The organism is Sphingomonas sp. Leaf230 (assembly GCF_001421745.1).
Taxonomy (GTDB): Bacteria; Pseudomonadota; Alphaproteobacteria; order Sphingomonadales; family Sphingomonadaceae; genus Sphingomonas.
Genome location: NZ_LMKW01000008.1, coordinates 169,711 through 185,153, shown reverse-complemented (window position 1 = coordinate 185,153; position 15,443 = coordinate 169,711). Strand labels below are relative to the sequence as shown.

24 protein-coding genes are annotated in these 15,443 nt (G+C 64.0%); all 24 read left to right on the top strand.

What is annotated here, in order from left to right; translation table 11 throughout:
• Position 1: 1 nt before the first annotated feature.
• A complete protein-coding gene (gene rplD / locus ASE82_RS06550; RefSeq protein WP_056047616.1) occupies positions 2-628 on the top strand; it encodes a 50S ribosomal protein L4 in 627 nt (208 codons plus the stop codon).
• On the top strand, positions 621-935 hold the full coding sequence (locus ASE82_RS06545) for a 50S ribosomal protein L23 (protein WP_056047618.1): 315 nt from the start codon (positions 621-623) through the stop codon (positions 933-935). The genes rplD and ASE82_RS06545 overlap by 8 nt, the downstream gene beginning before the upstream one ends.
• A 4-nt stretch (positions 936-939) precedes the next feature.
• Positions 940-1,779 carry a 50S ribosomal protein L2 gene (gene rplB / locus ASE82_RS06540; RefSeq protein WP_055872649.1) on the top strand — a complete coding sequence of 280 codons (840 nt, stop codon included), beginning with the start codon at positions 940-942 and terminating at the stop codon, positions 1,777-1,779.
• Position 1,780: 1 nt separating this feature from the next.
• Complete coding sequence (gene rpsS, locus ASE82_RS06535; protein WP_031393761.1) at positions 1,781-2,056, top strand: 30S ribosomal protein S19; 276 nt, start codon at positions 1,781-1,783, stop codon at positions 2,054-2,056.
• Complete coding sequence (gene rplV, locus ASE82_RS06530; protein ID WP_056047621.1) at positions 2,056-2,433, top strand: 50S ribosomal protein L22; 378 nt, start codon at positions 2,056-2,058, stop codon at positions 2,431-2,433. Before rpsS ends, rplV begins: the two co-directional genes overlap by 1 nt.
• Entirely contained in the window at positions 2,433-3,140 is a 708-nt protein-coding gene (rpsC, locus tag ASE82_RS06525; RefSeq protein WP_055872646.1) for a 30S ribosomal protein S3, read from the top strand. The genes rplV and rpsC overlap by 1 nt, the downstream gene beginning before the upstream one ends.
• 15 nt (positions 3,141-3,155) lie before the next feature.
• On the top strand, positions 3,156-3,590 hold the full coding sequence (gene rplP / locus ASE82_RS06520) for a 50S ribosomal protein L16 (RefSeq protein ID WP_031393758.1): 435 nt from the start codon (positions 3,156-3,158) through the stop codon (positions 3,588-3,590).
• A gap of 4 nt (positions 3,591-3,594) precedes the next feature.
• Positions 3,595-3,801, top strand: coding sequence for a 50S ribosomal protein L29 (gene rpmC, locus ASE82_RS06515; protein ID WP_055872644.1), 207 nt, complete (start codon positions 3,595-3,597; stop codon positions 3,799-3,801).
• A gap of 10 nt (positions 3,802-3,811) precedes the next feature.
• Positions 3,812-4,084: a 30S ribosomal protein S17 gene (gene rpsQ / locus ASE82_RS06510; RefSeq protein WP_031393756.1), complete on the top strand. Its 273-nt coding sequence runs from the start codon at positions 3,812-3,814 to the stop codon at positions 4,082-4,084.
• Positions 4,085-4,351: 267 nt separating this feature from the next.
• Positions 4,352-4,720, top strand: coding sequence for a 50S ribosomal protein L14 (rplN, locus tag ASE82_RS06505; RefSeq protein WP_031393755.1), 369 nt, complete (start codon positions 4,352-4,354; stop codon positions 4,718-4,720).
• Entirely contained in the window at positions 4,720-5,037 is a 318-nt protein-coding gene (gene rplX / locus ASE82_RS06500; protein WP_056060504.1) for a 50S ribosomal protein L24, read from the top strand. The genes rplN and rplX overlap by 1 nt, the downstream gene beginning before the upstream one ends.
• Positions 5,038-5,086: 49 nt before the next feature.
• On the top strand, positions 5,087-5,650 hold the full coding sequence (gene rplE / locus ASE82_RS06495) for a 50S ribosomal protein L5 (protein ID WP_082441396.1): 564 nt from the start codon (positions 5,087-5,089) through the stop codon (positions 5,648-5,650).
• A 158-nt stretch (positions 5,651-5,808) separates the two neighbouring features.
• Positions 5,809-6,114, top strand: a complete 306-nt coding sequence (gene rpsN, locus ASE82_RS06490; RefSeq protein ID WP_056015537.1) for a 30S ribosomal protein S14 — start codon at positions 5,809-5,811, stop codon at positions 6,112-6,114.
• 10 nt (positions 6,115-6,124) lie between these two features.
• A complete protein-coding gene (gene rpsH, locus ASE82_RS06485) occupies positions 6,125-6,520 on the top strand; it encodes a 30S ribosomal protein S8 (protein ID WP_031393751.1) in 396 nt (131 codons plus the stop codon).
• Positions 6,520-7,053: a 50S ribosomal protein L6 gene (gene rplF, locus ASE82_RS06480; protein ID WP_056047628.1), complete on the top strand. Its 534-nt coding sequence runs from the start codon at positions 6,520-6,522 to the stop codon at positions 7,051-7,053. Before rpsH ends, rplF begins: the two co-directional genes overlap by 1 nt.
• Positions 7,053-7,409 (top strand): 50S ribosomal protein L18, encoded by a 357-nt coding sequence (gene rplR / locus ASE82_RS06475; protein WP_031393749.1) that lies wholly within the window; start codon positions 7,053-7,055, stop codon positions 7,407-7,409. The genes rplF and rplR overlap by 1 nt, the downstream gene beginning before the upstream one ends.
• A gap of 3 nt (positions 7,410-7,412) precedes the next feature.
• Entirely contained in the window at positions 7,413-8,207 is a 795-nt protein-coding gene (gene rpsE, locus ASE82_RS06470) for a 30S ribosomal protein S5 (RefSeq protein ID WP_060524133.1), read from the top strand.
• A 6-nt stretch (positions 8,208-8,213) separates the two neighbouring features.
• Positions 8,214-8,390 carry a 50S ribosomal protein L30 gene (gene rpmD, locus ASE82_RS06465; RefSeq protein ID WP_056060500.1) on the top strand — a complete coding sequence of 59 codons (177 nt, stop codon included), beginning with the start codon at positions 8,214-8,216 and terminating at the stop codon, positions 8,388-8,390.
• Between the two features lie 120 nt (positions 8,391-8,510).
• Positions 8,511-9,053, top strand: coding sequence for a 50S ribosomal protein L15 (gene rplO / locus ASE82_RS06460; RefSeq protein ID WP_056047631.1), 543 nt, complete (start codon positions 8,511-8,513; stop codon positions 9,051-9,053).
• Between the two features lie 381 nt (positions 9,054-9,434).
• The gene (secY, locus tag ASE82_RS06455) at positions 9,435-10,799 is read left to right on the top strand and encodes a preprotein translocase subunit SecY (RefSeq protein WP_055872627.1); all 1,365 of its coding nucleotides are present in this window, start codon (positions 9,435-9,437) and stop codon (positions 10,797-10,799) included.
• 65 nt (positions 10,800-10,864) lie between these two features.
• Complete coding sequence (locus tag ASE82_RS06450) at positions 10,865-11,515, top strand: adenylate kinase (RefSeq protein ID WP_056050247.1); 651 nt, start codon at positions 10,865-10,867, stop codon at positions 11,513-11,515.
• A gap of 439 nt (positions 11,516-11,954) precedes the next feature.
• On the top strand, positions 11,955-12,647 hold the full coding sequence (locus ASE82_RS06445; RefSeq protein WP_056050249.1) for a winged helix-turn-helix domain-containing protein: 693 nt from the start codon (positions 11,955-11,957) through the stop codon (positions 12,645-12,647).
• The gene (locus tag ASE82_RS06440) at positions 12,644-13,990 is read left to right on the top strand and encodes a sensor histidine kinase (RefSeq protein ID WP_056060497.1); all 1,347 of its coding nucleotides are present in this window, start codon (positions 12,644-12,646) and stop codon (positions 13,988-13,990) included. The genes ASE82_RS06445 and ASE82_RS06440 overlap by 4 nt, the downstream gene beginning before the upstream one ends.
• Positions 13,991-14,162: 172 nt before the next feature.
• Positions 14,163-15,422, top strand: coding sequence for an MFS transporter (locus tag ASE82_RS06435; protein ID WP_056060494.1), 1,260 nt, complete (start codon positions 14,163-14,165; stop codon positions 15,420-15,422).
• Positions 15,423-15,443 lie beyond the last annotated feature (21 nt).

Below are 15,443 nucleotides of genomic sequence, written 5' to 3'. Positions count from 1 at the left end.
CGTGAAGATCAAGGTTTCATCTTTCGCCGGCACTGACGCAGCGGACATCGAGCTCAACGACGAGGTCTTCGGCCTCGATCCGCGCGCCGACATCCTGCACCGTGTCGTCACCTGGCAGCTCGAGAAGCGTCGCGAGACGGCTCGTGGCACCCGTGAGCGCGCAGACGTCGCACGCACCGGCAAGAAGTTCGGTCGCCAGAAGGGCGGCGGTACGGCTCGTCACGGCGATCGTCGCGCACCTGTGTTCATCGGTGGTGGTAAGGCTCACGGCGCACGCGTCCGTGACTTCAACCCGTCGCTGAACAAGAAGGTTCGCTCGCTCGGTCTGCGGATGGCTCTCAGCAGCCACGCCAAGGCGGGTTCGCTGGTCATCATGGACAGCCTGGCTGTCGAGGGTGGCAAGACCAAGACGCTGCAGGGCGATCTCGCAAAGCTCGGCTTCGGCAAGCGTGCGCTCGTCATCGACGGCGACATGGTCGACACCAGCTTCGCATTCGCTGCGGGCAACCTGTACGAAGTGAACGTCATGCCGGCCGCCGGCGCGAACGTTTACGACATCCTGAAGCATGACACGCTGGTGCTGACGCGCGCCGCTGTCGAAAAGCTGGAGGCGCGCTTCCATGGCTAAGAAGCAGAAGGCGGGCATCGATAATCGTCATTACGACGTTATCCTCGCCCCGCACATCACCGAGAAGACGACGACCCTGTCGGAGTTCAACGCGGTTGTGTTCAAGGTATCGAACGATGCCACGAAGCCCGAGATCAAGGCGGCCGTAGAGGCGCTGTTCGACGTGAACGTCGTCGGCGTGAACACGCTCGTCCAGAAGGGCAAGACCAAGAAGTGGAAGGGCACGAACTACTCGCGCTCCGACATGAAAAAGGCAATCGTGACGTTGAAGGACGGTCAGTCCATCGACGTGACGACGGGGATCTGAGGCCATGGCACTCAAGCATTATAATCCGACATCGCCGGCACGCCGCGGTCTCATCCTGGTCGACAAGTCGTCGCTCTGGAAGGGTCGCCCCGTCAAGGCGCTGACCGAAGGTAAGCACAAGACCGGCGGTCGTAACAACAAGGGCCATGTGACCTCGCGCGGCATCGCCGGCGGTCACAAGCAGAAGTACCGCTACATCGACTTCAAGCGTCGCAAGTGGGACGTCGAAGGCACTGTCGAGCGGATCGAGTATGATCCCAACCGCACCGCGTTCATCGCCCTGGTCAAGTACCCGGACGAGGAACTCGCCTACATCCTGGCGCCACAGCGTCTGGCCGTCGGCGACAAGGTCCTCGCGGCCAAGAAGACCGACGTGAAGCCAGGCAATGCCATGGAACTCGGTCAGATGCCGGTCGGCACCATCGTCCACAACGTGGAGATGAAGCCGATGAAGGGTGGCCAGATCGCCCGTTCGGCCGGCACGTACGTGCAGGTCGTCGGTCGCGACAAGGGCATGGTGATGGTCCGCCTGAACTCGGGCGAGCAGCGCTACATCCGCAGCGATTGCATGGCGACGGTTGGCGCGGTCTCGAACCCCGACAACCAGAACCAGAACCTGGGCAAGGCAGGCCGTTCGCGCTGGATGGGTATCCGTCCTCTGACGCGCGGCGTCGCCAAGAACCCGGTCGACCATCCGCACGGCGGTGGTGAAGGCCGTACCTCGGGTGGCCGTCATCCGGTTACGCCTTGGGGCAAGCCGACGAAGGGTGCGCGCACGCGTCATAACAAGTCGACCGACAAGATGATCATCCGGTCGCGTCATTCGACGAAGAGGAAGGGCTAACATGGCTCGTTCAGTCTGGAAGGGCCCCTTCGTGGACCTTCATCTGCTCAAGAAGGCAGAAACCGCCCAGGACACCAACGCGCGTTCGCCGATCAAGACCTGGTCGCGTCGCTCGACGATCCTGCCGTCGTTCGTGGGTCTCACGTTCAACGTCTATAACGGCCGCAAGTTCGTGCCCGTCTCGGTCAACGAAGACATGGTCGGCATGAAGCTCGGTGAGTTCGCGCCCACGCGCTACTTCCCTGGCCACTCCGCCGACAAGAAGGGCAAGCGCTGATGTCTAAGCAAGTCAGCCCGCGCAAGGTCGCGGACAACGAGGCGCTTTCGGTCGGTACGCAGATCCGTGGTTCCGCGCAGAAGCTCGGCCTCGTGGCTGCGCTGATCCGTGGCAAGAAGGTCGGCGATGCGATGAACATCCTCGCCTTCTCGACCAAGGGCATGGCGATCGAAGCGCGCAAGGTGCTGGCCTCGGCCATCGCCAACGCCGAGAACAACCATAACCTCGACGTCGACGCACTCGTCGTCGCCGAGGCTTCGGTCGGCAAGTCGATCACGATGAAGCGCTTCGCTACCCGCGGCCGCGGCAAGTCGACCCGCATTCTCAAGCCATTCAGCCGTCTGCGCATCGTCGTGCGCGAGCAGGAAGAAGCATAATGGGTCAGAAGAGCAACCCCATCGGTCTGCGTCTGCAGATCAACCGTACCTGGGATAGCCGCTGGTACGCCGAAGGCGCCGACTATGGTCGGCTCCTGCTCGAGGATCTCAAGATCCGTGCATTCATCATGAAGACGCTGCCGCAGGCCGCGATCTCCAAGGTGGTCATCGAGCGTCCGGCCAAGCTGGCCCGCATCTCCATCTTCGCTGCACGCCCCGGCGTGATCATCGGCAAGAAGGGTGCTGACATCGAGAAGCTGCGTTCGACGATCGGCAAGATGACGTCGTCGACCGTGTCGCTGAACATCGTCGAGATCCGCAAGCCGGAAGTCGATGCGCGTCTCGTCGCGCAGGGCATCGCCGATCAGCTCGAGCGTCGTATCGCCTTCCGTCGCGCCATGAAGCGTGCGGTCCAGTCGGCGATGCGTCTCGGTGCCGAGGGCATCCGGGTGAACTGCGGTGGCCGTCTTGGCGGCGCCGAGATCGCACGGTCGGAGAGCTATCGTGAGGGTCGGGTTCCGTTGCACACGCTGCGCGCGAACATCGATTATGCCGAGGCTACGGCGCACACGTCCTACGGCGTTTGCGGCGTGAAGGTCTGGGTCTTCAAGGGCGAGATTCTCGGCAACGATCCGACGTCGTACGACCGCATCATGATGGAGGCTCAGACCTCCGGCGTGCGGCCGCAGCGCGACGATCGTCGCTAAGGGGCAGGAACAGACATGCTGCAACCAAAAAAGACCAAGTTCCGGAAGGCCTTCAAGGGCAAGATTTCGGGCGACGCCAAGAGTGGCTTCTCGCTCAATTTCGGCTCCTACGGCCTCAAGGCGATGGAACCCGACCGGATCACCGCACGCCAGATCGAGGCGGCCCGCCGCGCGATCACGCGTCACATGAAGCGCCAGGGGCGTTTGTGGATCCGCATTTTCCCAGACCTTCCGGTCTCGGGAAAGCCAGCCGAAGTCCGCATGGGTAAGGGCAAGGGCGCGCCGGAATACTGGGCCGCTCGCGTCAAGCCGGGTCGGATCCTGTTCGAGCTCGACGGCGTCGACGGCAAGATCGCCGCCGAGGCGTTCGAGCGGGCGGCCATGAAGCTGCCGATCAAGGTAAAGGTCGTTGCCCGCCTGGGCGACACCTCGCATCTGGGAGGCGAGTAAGATCATGGCTCGTATCGACGACATGAAGACCAAGAGCGACGACCAGCTGTCGGAGTCGCTCGGCGAACTGAAGCGCGAGCAGTTCAACCTGCGCTTCCAGGCCGCCACGAACCAGCTCGAAAAGCCGAGCCGCGTTCGTGAGGTCCGCCGCGACATCGCTCGCATCAAGACCCTGCAGGCTCAGCGCACCAGCGCTGAAGCCGCGAAGTAAGGAACGTATCATGCCGAAGCGCGTGCTGACCGGTCTGGTCGTGTCCGACAAGGGCGACAAGACGGTGGTCGTGAACGTCGAGCGTAAGGTGAAGCACCCGCTCTACGGGAAGATCATCCGTCGCTCGAAGAAGTATCATGCTCATGATGAGAGCAACGAGTTCAAGCAGGGCGAGACCGTGCGGATCGAAGAGACCGCACCAATCTCCAAGCTGAAGACCTGGAAGGTGATCGAGCGGGTCAACACCCACGCGACGCCGGAGCGGGCTTCGGCCGAGGGCTGAACTGGTACGCTCCAAACCCCGTCTTCTCAGCGAAAGCTGGGATCTCGTGGTGAAGGGCGATCGGCTCGAACAGGGATACCCCAGCTTTCGCTGGGGTGATGGGTTTGAGTTAAGAGGGCAGGGGGGAAACCTCCTGCGCTCTTGTTTTCGTAAACGGGAACGGCTAAGCGGTCGCTCCTCCCCGCTGCGGTTCGTCCGTGGCGGGGTGATTTTTTAGGCGGGGTTCGGTCGGTATCGACCCCAGAGACAGAGAAGGGATACGGATCCATGATCCAGATGCAGTCCAATCTCGACGTCGCTGACAACAGCGGCGCGAAGCGGGTGCAGTGCATCAAGGTGCTTGGGGGTTCCAAGCGTCGTGTTGCAGGCGTTGGCGACATCATCGTCGTCAGCATCAAGGAAGCGCAGCCACGTGGCCGTGTGAAGAAGGGCGACGTTCACCGCGCGGTGATCGTGCGTACCGCCAAGGATATCCGCCGTGCAGACGGTACGGTCATCCGCTTCGACGGCAACGCCGCGGTGCTGGTCAACAAGAACGAGGAGCCGATCGGCACCCGTATCTTCGGCCCAGTCGTTCGCGAGCTGCGCGGCAAGAAGCACATGAAGATCATCAGCCTTGCGCCGGAGGTGCTGTAATGGCGTCGCAGCGTATCAAGAAGGGTGACAAGGTCATCGTCCTGTCCGGCAAGGACAAGGGCAAGACCGGTGAAGTCACCGTCTCCATGCCGAAGACCGACAAGGTCGTCGTGTCGGGCGTCAACATCGCCGTGCGCCACACCAAGCCGACTCAGGGTGACCCGCAGGGTGGCCTGATCCGCAAGGAAGCACCGATGCACATTTCGAAGGTCGCGCACGTGACCGCCGACGGCAAGCCGACCCGCGTCCGCTTCGAGGAGCAGGACGGCAAGAAGGTCCGCGTCGCCGTCAAGACCGGGGAGAAGATCAATGGTTGATCAGAACACTGGCGAGCAGAACGGCGCAGAGACCGTCTACGTCGCACGCATGCGCAAGCTGTACGACGAGACGATCATCAAGGCGATGACCGAGAAGTTCGGTTACAAGAACGTCATGGAGATCCCCCGGCTCGACAAGATCGTGCTGAACATGGGCGTCGGCGAAGCCACGCAGGACAAGAAGAAGGTCGACCAGGCTGCTTCCGAAATGGAGCTGATCGCCGGCCAGAAGCCTGTCGTGACGAAGGCCAAGAAGTCGATCGCACAGTTCAAGCTGCGTGAGGGCATGCCGATCGGCGTGAAGGTCACCCTTCGCCGCGAGCGCATGTACGAGTTTCTCGACCGTTTCATCACGATCGCTCTTCCCCGCGTCCGCGATTTCCGCGGCCTCAACCCGAAGAGCTTCGATGGCCGCGGCAACTATGCCTGCGGTATCAAGGAGCAGATCGTGTTCCCAGAAATCAGCTATGACCGGGTCGACAAGGTCCGCGGCATGGATGTGATCGTAACGACGACCGCAAAGACCGACGACGAGGCTCGCGAGCTTCTCCGTCTGTTCGGTTTCCCGTTCCCGATCGAAGACGACGCTGCCGACGAGAAGAAGGCAGCTTAAGTAACTCCCTCTCCCCTCGGGGAGAGGGTTGGGGTGAGGGGGAGTGAGTCTCCCTCGCCCCGCCCGAAAACTGGAGGCGCGGTCCTGCTGGGCTGCCCCTCACCCCGACCCTCTCCCCGGAGGGGCGAGGGGGCAGAAGAAAGAAAGAACTTAAGTCGATGGCGAAACTGAGTTCAGTCAACAAGAACGAGCGCCGCAAGCGCATGGTCAAGCAGTATGCCCCGAAGTACGCGGCACTGAAGGCTATCGCAGCGGACAAGACGCTCGACGATGGTGAGCGTTTGATCGCTCGTCTCAAGATGGCGGCACTGCCGCGCAACGCGAACCCGACCCGCATCCGTAACCGGTGCGAGCTGACCGGTCGCCCGCGCGCCTATTACCGCAAGTTCCGGCTCTGCCGTATTCAGCTGCGCGATCTGGCCAACAAGGGCCTCATCCCCGGCGTCACGAAGTCGAGCTGGTAAGGACTAAATCATGGCAGTGACCGATCCCCTGGGTGATTTGCTCACCCGTATCCGTAATGGCCAGCGCGCGAAGAAGGACTCTGTCCTCACGCCGGCGTCGAAGCTGCGCGTCCGCGTGCTCGACGTTCTGCAGCGCGAAGGCTATATCCGTGGCTATAGCGAAGAGCAGATGGGCCCCGCGGCCGGCCTTCGCATCGAGCTGAAGTATTTCGAGGGCCAGCCTGCGATCAAGCATGTCGCGCGCGTCTCGAAGCCCGGCCGTCGCGTCTATTCCGGCTCGCAGGAACTCCCGCGCGTCCGTAACGGCCTCGGCATCACCATCGTCTCGACGCCCCGCGGCGTGCTGTCGGATTCCGAAGCGCGCGAGCAGAACGTCGGCGGCGAAGTCCTCGCGGAGGTGTTCTGATGAGCCGCATTGGTAAGAAGCCGGTCACCGTACCGGCAGGCATCACGCCGACCATCGAGAACAAGCAGCTGACGATGAAGGGCCCCAAGGGCACCCTCAAGATGCCGCTTCGCGACGAGATCAGCTACACGATCGAAGACGGCGGCATTTCGGTGCAGCCGGCCAACGACACCAAGCGCGCTCGCGCGTTCTGGGGCATGCAGCGGACCATGGTGCAGAACCTGGTCACCGGCGTGTCGGAAGGCTTCACCAAGAAGCTGCTGATCACCGGCGTCGGCTATCGTGCCGCAGCGCAGGGTCGCAACCTCAAGCTGCAGCTCGGCTACAGCCACGACGTCAACATCGACGTGCCGGAGGGGATCGAAGTCAAGACCCCCGACAACACGACGATCGAGATCTCGGGTTCGGACAAGCAGATGGTCGGTCAGCTGGCCGCGGAAATTCGTCAGTGGCGCAAGCCTGAGCCTTACAAGGGCAAGGGTATCAAGTACGACGGCGAGTTCATCTTCCGCAAGGAAGGGAAGAAGAAGTAATGACCAAGGGACTTTCTCTTTTCGCCAAGCGGCGTCGCCGCAACCGTACCGCGCTCCGCGCACGTGCAGGCACCCGTCCGCGGTTGTCGGTGCATCGCTCGGGCAAGCACATCTATGCTCAGGTGATCGACGATGCCGCCGGCACGACGGTCGCATCGGCCTCGACGCTGGAGAAGGACGTGCGCGGCACGTCCGGCGCCAACATCGACGCGGCGACTTCGGTCGGCAAGCGCGTCGCCGAGGCTGCCAAGGCAGCGGGCGTGACCCAGGTCGTGTTCGATCGCGGCGGCTTCCTCTACCACGGTCGCGTGAAGGCTCTTGCCGATGCCGCGCGCGAAGCCGGATTGGAGTTCTAAGACATGGCTGACGAAAACAACACGCCGGCAGTAATCGCGCCCGAGACGACCGCACAGGACGTTACGGCTCAGAACGTCCCGCAGAGCACTGGCTACCAGGGCAACAACGGTGGCGGTCGCGGTCGCGGCGGTCCCGGTGGCGGTGGCGGCGGTGGTCGTGGTGGCCCCGGCGGCAACCGCAGCGGTGGCCCCGGCGGCAACCGCGGTGGTCGCGACGGCGGTCGCGGTCGCGACAATCGTGGCGGTCGTCCGGGTGCGGACGATGGCGGCGAAGAGCTGATCGAGAAGCTGGTGCACATCAACCGCGTCTCGAAGACGGTCAAGGGCGGTAAGCGCTTCGGCTTCGCAGCGCTCGTCGTCGTCGGCGACGGCAAGGGTCGTGCAGGCTTCGGTCATGGCAAGGCACGCGAAGTGCCGGAAGCCATCTCGAAGGCGACGGCCGCTGCCAAGAAGAAGATGGTTCGCGTTCCGTTGAAGGACGGTCGCACGCTGCATCATGACGGCAACGGTCACTTCGGTGCCGGCAAGGTCACGCTGCGGTCGGCGCCTCAGGGTACGGGCATCATCGCCGGTGGCCCGATGCGCGCAGTCTTCGAATCGCTGGGCGTTGCGGACGTTGTGACCAAGTCGGTCGGCACGTCGAACCCCTACAACATGATCCGCGCCACGTTCGAGGCCCTTGGCGAGCAGACCTCGCCCAAGGCCGTCGCACAGCGTCGCGGCAAGAAGATCGCCGACCTGCTCGGCCATGGTGGTTCGAAGACCGCCGAGGCCGATGCAGCTGCAATCACGGAGTAAGCGATCATGGCAACCATCAAGATCACGCAGACCGGTTCGCCGATCCGCCGCGAGAAGGATCAGCGCGCAACGCTGATCGGTCTCGGTCTCAACAAGATGCACAAGACCCGCGAGCTGGAAGACAGCGCAGAGGTCCGCGGCATGATCCGCAAGGTGCAGCACATGGTATCCGTCGAAGGCTGAGCCTTAACGCTACCTAGTGACAAATACCGGGAAGGGGGCTAACGGCCCCCTTCCTTATTTCCGGATTCGAACCCGGCGATTTCAAACCAGCGCGTAACAAGCGAAAGCGAGTGCATTACCATGAAGCTCAACGAACTCCGCGATAACGAAGGTGCCCGTAAGTCCAAGATGCGCGTCGGACGCGGCATCGGCTCGGGTAAGGGCAAGACTGCAGGCCGCGGCCAGAAGGGCCAGAAGAGCCGCGAGGGCGTGTCCATCGCCGGCTTCGAAGGCGGCCAGATGCCACTGCACATGCGTCTGCCTAAGCGCGGTTTCAACAACATCTTCCGCAAGGACTTCGCAGAGGTCAACCTCGGCGCGATCCAGCTTGCGGTCGACGCCGGCAAGATCGAGGCAAACGCCACGCTCGACCACGACGCGCTGAAGGCCGCTGGCCTAGCACGCGGCGGCAAGGACGGCGTCCGCCTCCTCGCCAAGGGCGAGCTGACCACGGTCCTCTCGTTCACCGTCGACGGCGCGTCGAAGGGCGCGATCGAAGCGGTCGAGAAGATCGGCGGCAAGGTCGAGGTGATCCACTTCGTCCCCGCAGCCGAGAAGGCTGCCGCCAAGAAGGGCGTGAAGTACAAGGAGCGTGCGGCGCACAAGGCGTCGTTCAAGGCCTGACTTTGATGGGGGAGGAGGTGCCGAGTGCACCTCCTCCCTTTTCGTTTGTGGCGTCTGAGACGCTCCGCCGCGGCAACCCTCTCCACCTCTCCCCCATGCCGTTCGTGCCGAGTAGAGGTCGAGCGCAGTCGAGAACTCGTATCGAGGTACAAGACCCAAGCGGGCCAGTCCTTCGATACGCCGTCTCGACAAGCTCGACGGCTACTCGGGACGAACGGAATGGGGTGAGGGCAACAAGGTGGCGGAATTGGATGGACCAGGTGGCTCTCCACCTCTTCATATCCGCCTTAGCCATTAGACAAGCGCGCTGCTGCGCCTATATGAGCGGCGGGGGCGGTCACAACGCATCCCGCCTTCTTTGTTTCCAGGACGATCACACGCATGGCATCCGCAGCCGACCAGATGGCGCAAAGCATCAGCCTTTCGAAATTCGCGAAGGCGACCGACCTCAAGAAGCGGTTGTGGTTCACGATCGGTGCGCTGATCATTTTCCGCCTGCTCAGCTATGTCCCGTTGCCGGGTGTCGACCCGACCGCGCTCGGCCTGCTCTCGCAGCAGACGCAGGGCGGCGTGCTCGATTTCTTCAACACCTTCTCGGGTGGTTCGCTCAGCCGCATGTCGCTGATCGCGCTCGGCGTGATGCCCTACATCACCGCCTCGATCGTGGTGCAGCTCGCGACCTCGCTGTCGCCGACGCTAGCCGCCATCAAGAAGGACGGCGAATCGGGTCGTAAGCGCCTCAATCAGTATACGCGCTACGGCACCGTCGGCCTGACCGCGGTCCAGGGCTATTTCATCGCCGTCGGCCTTGAGACGCTCGGCGCGGCGCAAGGCATCCAGGCGGTCATCGAGCCCGGCATGATGTTCCGCGTCGCCGCGGTCATCTCGCTGATCGGCGGTACGATGTTCCTGATGTGGCTCGGCGAGCAGATCACCAGCCGCGGCATCGGCAACGGTGTCTCGTTGATCATCATGGCCGGCATCGTCGCGCATCTCCCCGTCACGCTCGTCAACCTGCTCGAAGGCGGCCGCTCGGGCTCGCTCGATCCGATCAAGCTGATCGGCATCGTCGTCGCGGTGGTCGTGCTGATCCTCTTCATCTGCTTCATGGAGCGCGCGCAGCGCCGCATCCTGATCCAGTATCCCAAGCGCCAGACGCAGCGCGGCATGCAGGCCGACCGCAGCCATCTGCCGCTGAAGATCAACACTGCCGGCGTCATCCCGCCGATCTTCGCCTCATCGCTGTTGCTCATGCCGCTGACGATCTCTCAGTTCGCCGGTCAGCGCGTGGCTGGTGAGTCGAAGTGGGGTGACTTCATCATCACCCTCAACCAGTACCTGCAGCACGGCAGCCCTGTGTACATGCTGCTGTACGGCGCCGGCATCATCTTCTTCTCGTTCTTCTACACCGCGGTCGTCTTCAACCCCGAGGAAACCGCTGACAACCTGAAGCGCAATGGCGGGTTCATCCCCGGGATCCGCCCGGGCAAGAACACCGAGAACTACTTCGATTACGTACTGACGCGCATCACCGTGATCGGTGCGGCGTATCTGACGATCATCTGCCTGTTGCCCGAATATCTGGTGACCGCGTTGCAGATCCCGTTCTATCTCGGTGGCACCAGCCTGCTGATCGTCGTCAACGTGACGATGGACACGGTGACGCAGATCCAGTCGCACCTGTTGGCGCACCAGTATGGCGACCTGATCAAGAAGGCGAAGCTCAAGGGCAATCGACTTCGTTAAGCAGCGGGGTTAAGCCGCGGGCCTAACCCGGAAAAAATCCTGCACGAACGAGGGGAGTGCGTTTCGTGAATATCATCCTTCTTGGACCGCCCGGCGCGGGCAAGGGCACCCAGGCCGCCACGCTCGTCAGCGAGCGCGGCATGGTCCAGCTTTCGACCGGCGACATGCTGCGCGCAGCGGTCGCCGCCGGAACGCCGGTCGGCCTCCAGGCGAAGTCGGTCATGGAATCCGGCGGTCTCGTGTCTGACGAGATCGTGTCGGGCATCATCGGCGAGCGTCTCGACCAGCCGGATACCGCCAACGGCGTCATCTTCGACGGCTATCCCCGGACGGCTGCTCAGGCCGAGGCGCTCGACGGTCTGCTCGCCGACCGCGGCCGCACGCTCGATTACGTCATCGAACTGGGCGTCGACGAAGCCGCGCTGATCGACCGTGTCGTCGGCCGCTACACCTGCGCCAAGTGCGGCACGGGCTATCACGATCGCTACAAGAAGCCGGTCGTTGCCGGCGTCTGCGACGTCTGCGGCTCGACCGAGTTCAAGCGTCGTCCCGACGACAATGCGGAAACTGTCCATAACCGCATGGCGGAATACCGCGCGAAGACGGCACCGATCCTGCCCATCTACGACGCACGAGGCCTGGTCCACCGCGTCGACGGCATGGCCGACATTGCGCACGTGGGCGCGGCAATCGCGGCGATTCTGGACAAAAAGTAAGCGTGTTCCGCCGGGGGGGCGGGGCCCAATCTGGGTCCCCACCCTCACACCCTTTCCGTCATCCCGGCGAACGCCGGGACCCACGGATACGGCGGACCAAGAGATAGCGAACAACCACTACCCACTCCGCAACCACGGGTCCCGGCGTTCGCCGGGATGACGGGGTAGGGGTTGGGTAGATCTTTGGGACGGTTTCGTATCAAGCCCCACAACAACATCAACATGACGAAATTGTCACCCCTCGGTCATCGCCCTGACCCCCGCCCGATCCTAGAACGACCACGTGGCCAGCAACGGTCGCATGAGTTTCCAGAGATCGGTGCCCGTCACTCCCGGGGGTACCGTGGGGGCCGGCGGGAAGGGTTCTTTCCGCCGGCCTTTCCGTTTATAAGGGCAGGAGATGGTGACCGAAATCGGTGGCAGGGAAGGTGATACCGCGTTGAGCCGCAAGATCCTGATCGTCGAGGACGACGCCTCGACATCCGCCTATCTTGCCAAGGGCTTGGCTGAGGCCGGCCATGCAATTGAAGCCTGTGCAGACGGCCGCGACGGCCTGTTCCTCGCCAGCGAAGGCATCTTCGACCTCATCATCGCGGACCGCATGCTGCCCGGCCTCGACGGCTTGTCGATGGTCAGCGCGATTCGCGCCGCGGGTATCGCTACGCCGGTCCTGATCCTGTCCGCGCTCGCCGCCGTCGACGACCGCGTCGATGGCCTCAAGGCCGGCGCCGACGATTATCTGTGCAAACCCTTCTCGTTCGCCGAACTCTCCGCACGGATCGAGGCCATGCTCCGCCGCTCCGACCGCGCCGCGACCGAGCCGCAGAAGACCAAGCTCTCCGTCGGTGACCTCGAAATCGACCTGCTCGCCCGCGCAGTGTCCCGCGCCGGCCGCTCGATCCCGCTCGGCGCCCGCGAGTTCAACCTGCTCGAATTCCTTGCCCGCCATGCTGGCCAGGTCGTCACCCGCACGATGATGCTCGAGAAGATCTGGAACTACCATTTCGACCCGGGCTCGAACGTCGTCGACGTCCATATCGGCCGTCTCCGTCGCAAGCTCGAGGAAGGCTTCCCGACGCCGATCCTCCATACGGTCCGCGGCGCAGGCTACCGACTCGCCGTAGAAGGGTGATTCGCCTTTCGGTAACAGCCCGAATCGCGCTGCTCTCGATCGCGCTTGCGCTGATCTCCAACCTCGCGCTGGTCGGCTTCGTCTGGAAGACCACCAGCGCAGACGCGATCGACGCAATCCGGCGCGAGACTACAGAACAATCTGAAGCCCTGCGCGCGGTCTGGCGTAACGGTGGCCTCCCCGCGATCCGCCAGGCGATCGACAGCGCAGTCGTCCCCGGCGACGTGTCGCTCGTCCTCGCGGTAGTCGACCCGAAGGGCAGGGCAGTCGTCGGCATCGCGCCCGAGCGCCTCGCAGTCCCGCTCCGCATCACGCAGTTTCGCATCGCACGACTCGGTGCAGACGAGCTCTGGTCGGCGCGCGAGACCGGGTATGCGCTCCACCCCCTCGGCAGCTACTGGCTCCTGACCGGCCGCAATCTCGACCTGATCGCCGCGGAGGAGCGCGCGATCGAACGTGCGCTCGCGGTCGCCGTGTTTCTGTCGCTCGCGCTTGGCGTGGTCGGAGGGTTTGTCCTCACGCGCTACGTCAGCCGCCGGCTCGACGGCATCGCCAAGGCGATCGAGGCAGCGGGCGAAGGCGACTTGTCTCGGCGCGTCAATATGATCGCGGGCGGGGGCGATGCGTTCGACCGCCTTGCCGCCCGCCTCAACGTCATGCTGGGCAAACTCGAAGGTGTGATGGCCGAACTGCGGATCGTCACCGACAGCCTCGCACACGACCTCCGCTCGCCGCTCGCGCGCTTGCGCACCAAGACCGAGCAGGCGGTGCTGATCGCCGATCCCGACGCTCGGGAAGCGGCGCTGAGTGGCCTCCTGGTCGAAACCGACCTGGTGATGCGGATGCTGACGATGGTGATCGAGATCAGCCGCTCGGGCTCGGTCTCGCGCGACCGCTTCATCGAGGTCTCGCCGGCGAACCTGCTGGAGGAGATCGGCGAACTCTACGCGCCCGTCGCGGAGGATGCCGGCCTCGTTTTCACGATCGCGATCGACGACCGCCCACCGCCGATGAAACTGCACCGCGAACTCATCAGCCAGGCGATCACCAACCTGATCGACAACGCGCTGCGCCACGGCGCTGGCGGTGGCGAGGTCACGCTGCGGATCGTCCACCGCACCGACGGCGTCGCGATCCAGGTCGAGGACCGCGGCCCCGGCATCGCCGCCTCCGACCGTGCACAGGCGTTGAAGCGCTTCGGCCGCCTCGACAGTGCGCGGTCCACCCCCGGTGCGGGCCTCGGCATGGCGCTGATCGAAGCCGTCGCGCGGCTCCACGATGGCCACTTCGAACTCGCCGACAACGCCCCAGGCTTGGTCGCACGCATAGTCCTCCCAGTCTGATCCTCCCCCGCAAGGGGGAGGTGGCTGGCGCTTGCCAGACGGAGGGGGAGGAGAGGCTAACCTCGGTTGCGTTTCCTCCCCCTCCGTCGCTACGCGCCACCTCCCCCTGGCGGGGGAGGATTGTAAGCCGCAATCGGTTGACCTCAACGGCGACCACGGCGAGACCGTGCCCATGACGACGCTAGCCTCCCACCGCCGCATCCTCGCCGCCAGTCTGGTCGGCACAGCGGTCGAGTTCTACGATTTTTACATCTATGCGACCGCCGCGGCGCTCGTGTTTGGGCCGCTGTTCTTTTCGGGGCAGTCCGCCTCGGCGCAGTTGCTGCTGAGCTATGCGACGTTCGGCTTGGCCTTCGTTGCACGCCCGGTCGGGGCGATCGTGTTCGGGCATTTCGGCGATCGGATCGGGCGTAAGTCCACCCTCGTTGCGTCGCTGCTGATGATGGGCGGATCGACCGTCGGCATCGCCTTCTTGCCAACCTATGCGCAGGTCGGCTGGATCGCTCCGGCGCTGCTGTGCCTGATGCGGCTCGGGCAGGGGCTCGGGCTTGGCGGCGAATGGGGTGGGGCGGCGTTGCTGGCGGTTGAGAACGCACCTCCGCACCGCAAGAACACCTGGGGGATGTTCCCGCCGCTTGGTGCCCCGGTGGGCTTCCTTGCCGCGAATGGGCTGTTCCTGGTCATCGGGCTCGTCCTCGACGAAACGCAGTTCATCGCCTGGGGCTGGCGCATCCCGTTCCTGCTCAGCGCGATTCTCGTTGGGCTTGGCCTATGGGTGCGGCTGAAGCTGACCGAGACTCCCGCCTTCCTAGAAGCGGAGGCTACCGAGGCGCTCCCCAAGGTACCGATCGCGACGCTGCTCACGCACCATCTCCGCGCGACATTGGCTGGCACGTTCGGCGTCATCGCATGCTTCGCGCTGTTCTATCTCGCGACCGCCTTCGCACTTGGCTACGGCACCAAGACGCTCGGCTATTCGCGCGAGGCGTTCCTCGGCGTCGAACTCGTCGCCATCTGGTTCCTGGCGGGCGGCGTGATCGTGGCCAGCGTGCTCGCGGACCGGCATTCCGCAGCACGAATGCTCGCGATCGGGTTTGCCGGGTGCATCGGTGTCGGCGCGCTGATGGGGCCGATGCTCGGCTCGGGATCGCTGTTCACGGTGTGGCTGTGGCTGTCGGGCGCGCTGTTCGTGATGGGGTTCGCCTACGGCCCGCTCGGGGGCTGGCTACCAAGCCTGTTCCCGGCGGGGGTGCGCTACACCGGCGTGTCGATGACGTTCAATCTCGGCGGCGTGCTCGGCGGTGCGCTCGCGCCGATCGTCGCGGAGGCACTGGCGCCGCGCGGGTTGTGGCTGGTCGGCGGGTATCTGATGGCGGCCGGGGTGCTGAGCCTTGGTGGGCTGCTGATCCTCGGCCGCACGACCGACAAATAGAATGCTCTCCCGCCTCTGCGG

What these genes read in the sequence shown, in the direction of transcription:
- rpmC (WP_055872644.1), top strand. Translation starts at nt 3,595, where the DNA reads ATGGCTCGTATCGACGACATGAAGACCAAGAGCGACGACCAGCTGTCG.
- rplV (WP_056047621.1), top strand. Translation starts at nt 2,056, where the DNA reads ATGTCTAAGCAAGTCAGCCCGCGCAAGGTCGCGGACAACGAGGCGCTT.
- ASE82_RS06545 (WP_056047618.1), top strand. Translation starts at nt 621, where the DNA reads ATGGCTAAGAAGCAGAAGGCGGGCATCGATAATCGTCATTACGACGTT.
- rplN (WP_031393755.1), top strand. Translation starts at nt 4,352, where the DNA reads ATGATCCAGATGCAGTCCAATCTCGACGTCGCTGACAACAGCGGCGCG.
- rplB (WP_055872649.1), top strand. Translation starts at nt 940, where the DNA reads ATGGCACTCAAGCATTATAATCCGACATCGCCGGCACGCCGCGGTCTC.
- rplE (WP_082441396.1), top strand. Translation starts at nt 5,087, where the DNA reads ATGCGCAAGCTGTACGACGAGACGATCATCAAGGCGATGACCGAGAAG.
- rpsE (WP_060524133.1), top strand. Translation starts at nt 7,413, where the DNA reads ATGGCTGACGAAAACAACACGCCGGCAGTAATCGCGCCCGAGACGACC.
- rplR (WP_031393749.1), top strand. Translation starts at nt 7,053, where the DNA reads ATGACCAAGGGACTTTCTCTTTTCGCCAAGCGGCGTCGCCGCAACCGT.
- rpsH (WP_031393751.1), top strand. Translation starts at nt 6,125, where the DNA reads ATGGCAGTGACCGATCCCCTGGGTGATTTGCTCACCCGTATCCGTAAT.
- ASE82_RS06435 (WP_056060494.1), top strand. Translation starts at nt 14,163, where the DNA reads ATGACGACGCTAGCCTCCCACCGCCGCATCCTCGCCGCCAGTCTGGTC.
- secY (WP_055872627.1), top strand. Translation starts at nt 9,435, where the DNA reads ATGGCATCCGCAGCCGACCAGATGGCGCAAAGCATCAGCCTTTCGAAA.
- rplO (WP_056047631.1), top strand. Translation starts at nt 8,511, where the DNA reads ATGAAGCTCAACGAACTCCGCGATAACGAAGGTGCCCGTAAGTCCAAG.
- rpmD (WP_056060500.1), top strand. Translation starts at nt 8,214, where the DNA reads ATGGCAACCATCAAGATCACGCAGACCGGTTCGCCGATCCGCCGCGAG.
- rpsS (WP_031393761.1), top strand. Translation starts at nt 1,781, where the DNA reads ATGGCTCGTTCAGTCTGGAAGGGCCCCTTCGTGGACCTTCATCTGCTC.
- rplF (WP_056047628.1), top strand. Translation starts at nt 6,520, where the DNA reads ATGAGCCGCATTGGTAAGAAGCCGGTCACCGTACCGGCAGGCATCACG.
- rpsN (WP_056015537.1), top strand. Translation starts at nt 5,809, where the DNA reads ATGGCGAAACTGAGTTCAGTCAACAAGAACGAGCGCCGCAAGCGCATG.
- rplX (WP_056060504.1), top strand. Translation starts at nt 4,720, where the DNA reads ATGGCGTCGCAGCGTATCAAGAAGGGTGACAAGGTCATCGTCCTGTCC.
- rpsQ (WP_031393756.1), top strand. Translation starts at nt 3,812, where the DNA reads ATGCCGAAGCGCGTGCTGACCGGTCTGGTCGTGTCCGACAAGGGCGAC.
- rpsC (WP_055872646.1), top strand. Translation starts at nt 2,433, where the DNA reads ATGGGTCAGAAGAGCAACCCCATCGGTCTGCGTCTGCAGATCAACCGT.
- rplP (WP_031393758.1), top strand. Translation starts at nt 3,156, where the DNA reads ATGCTGCAACCAAAAAAGACCAAGTTCCGGAAGGCCTTCAAGGGCAAG.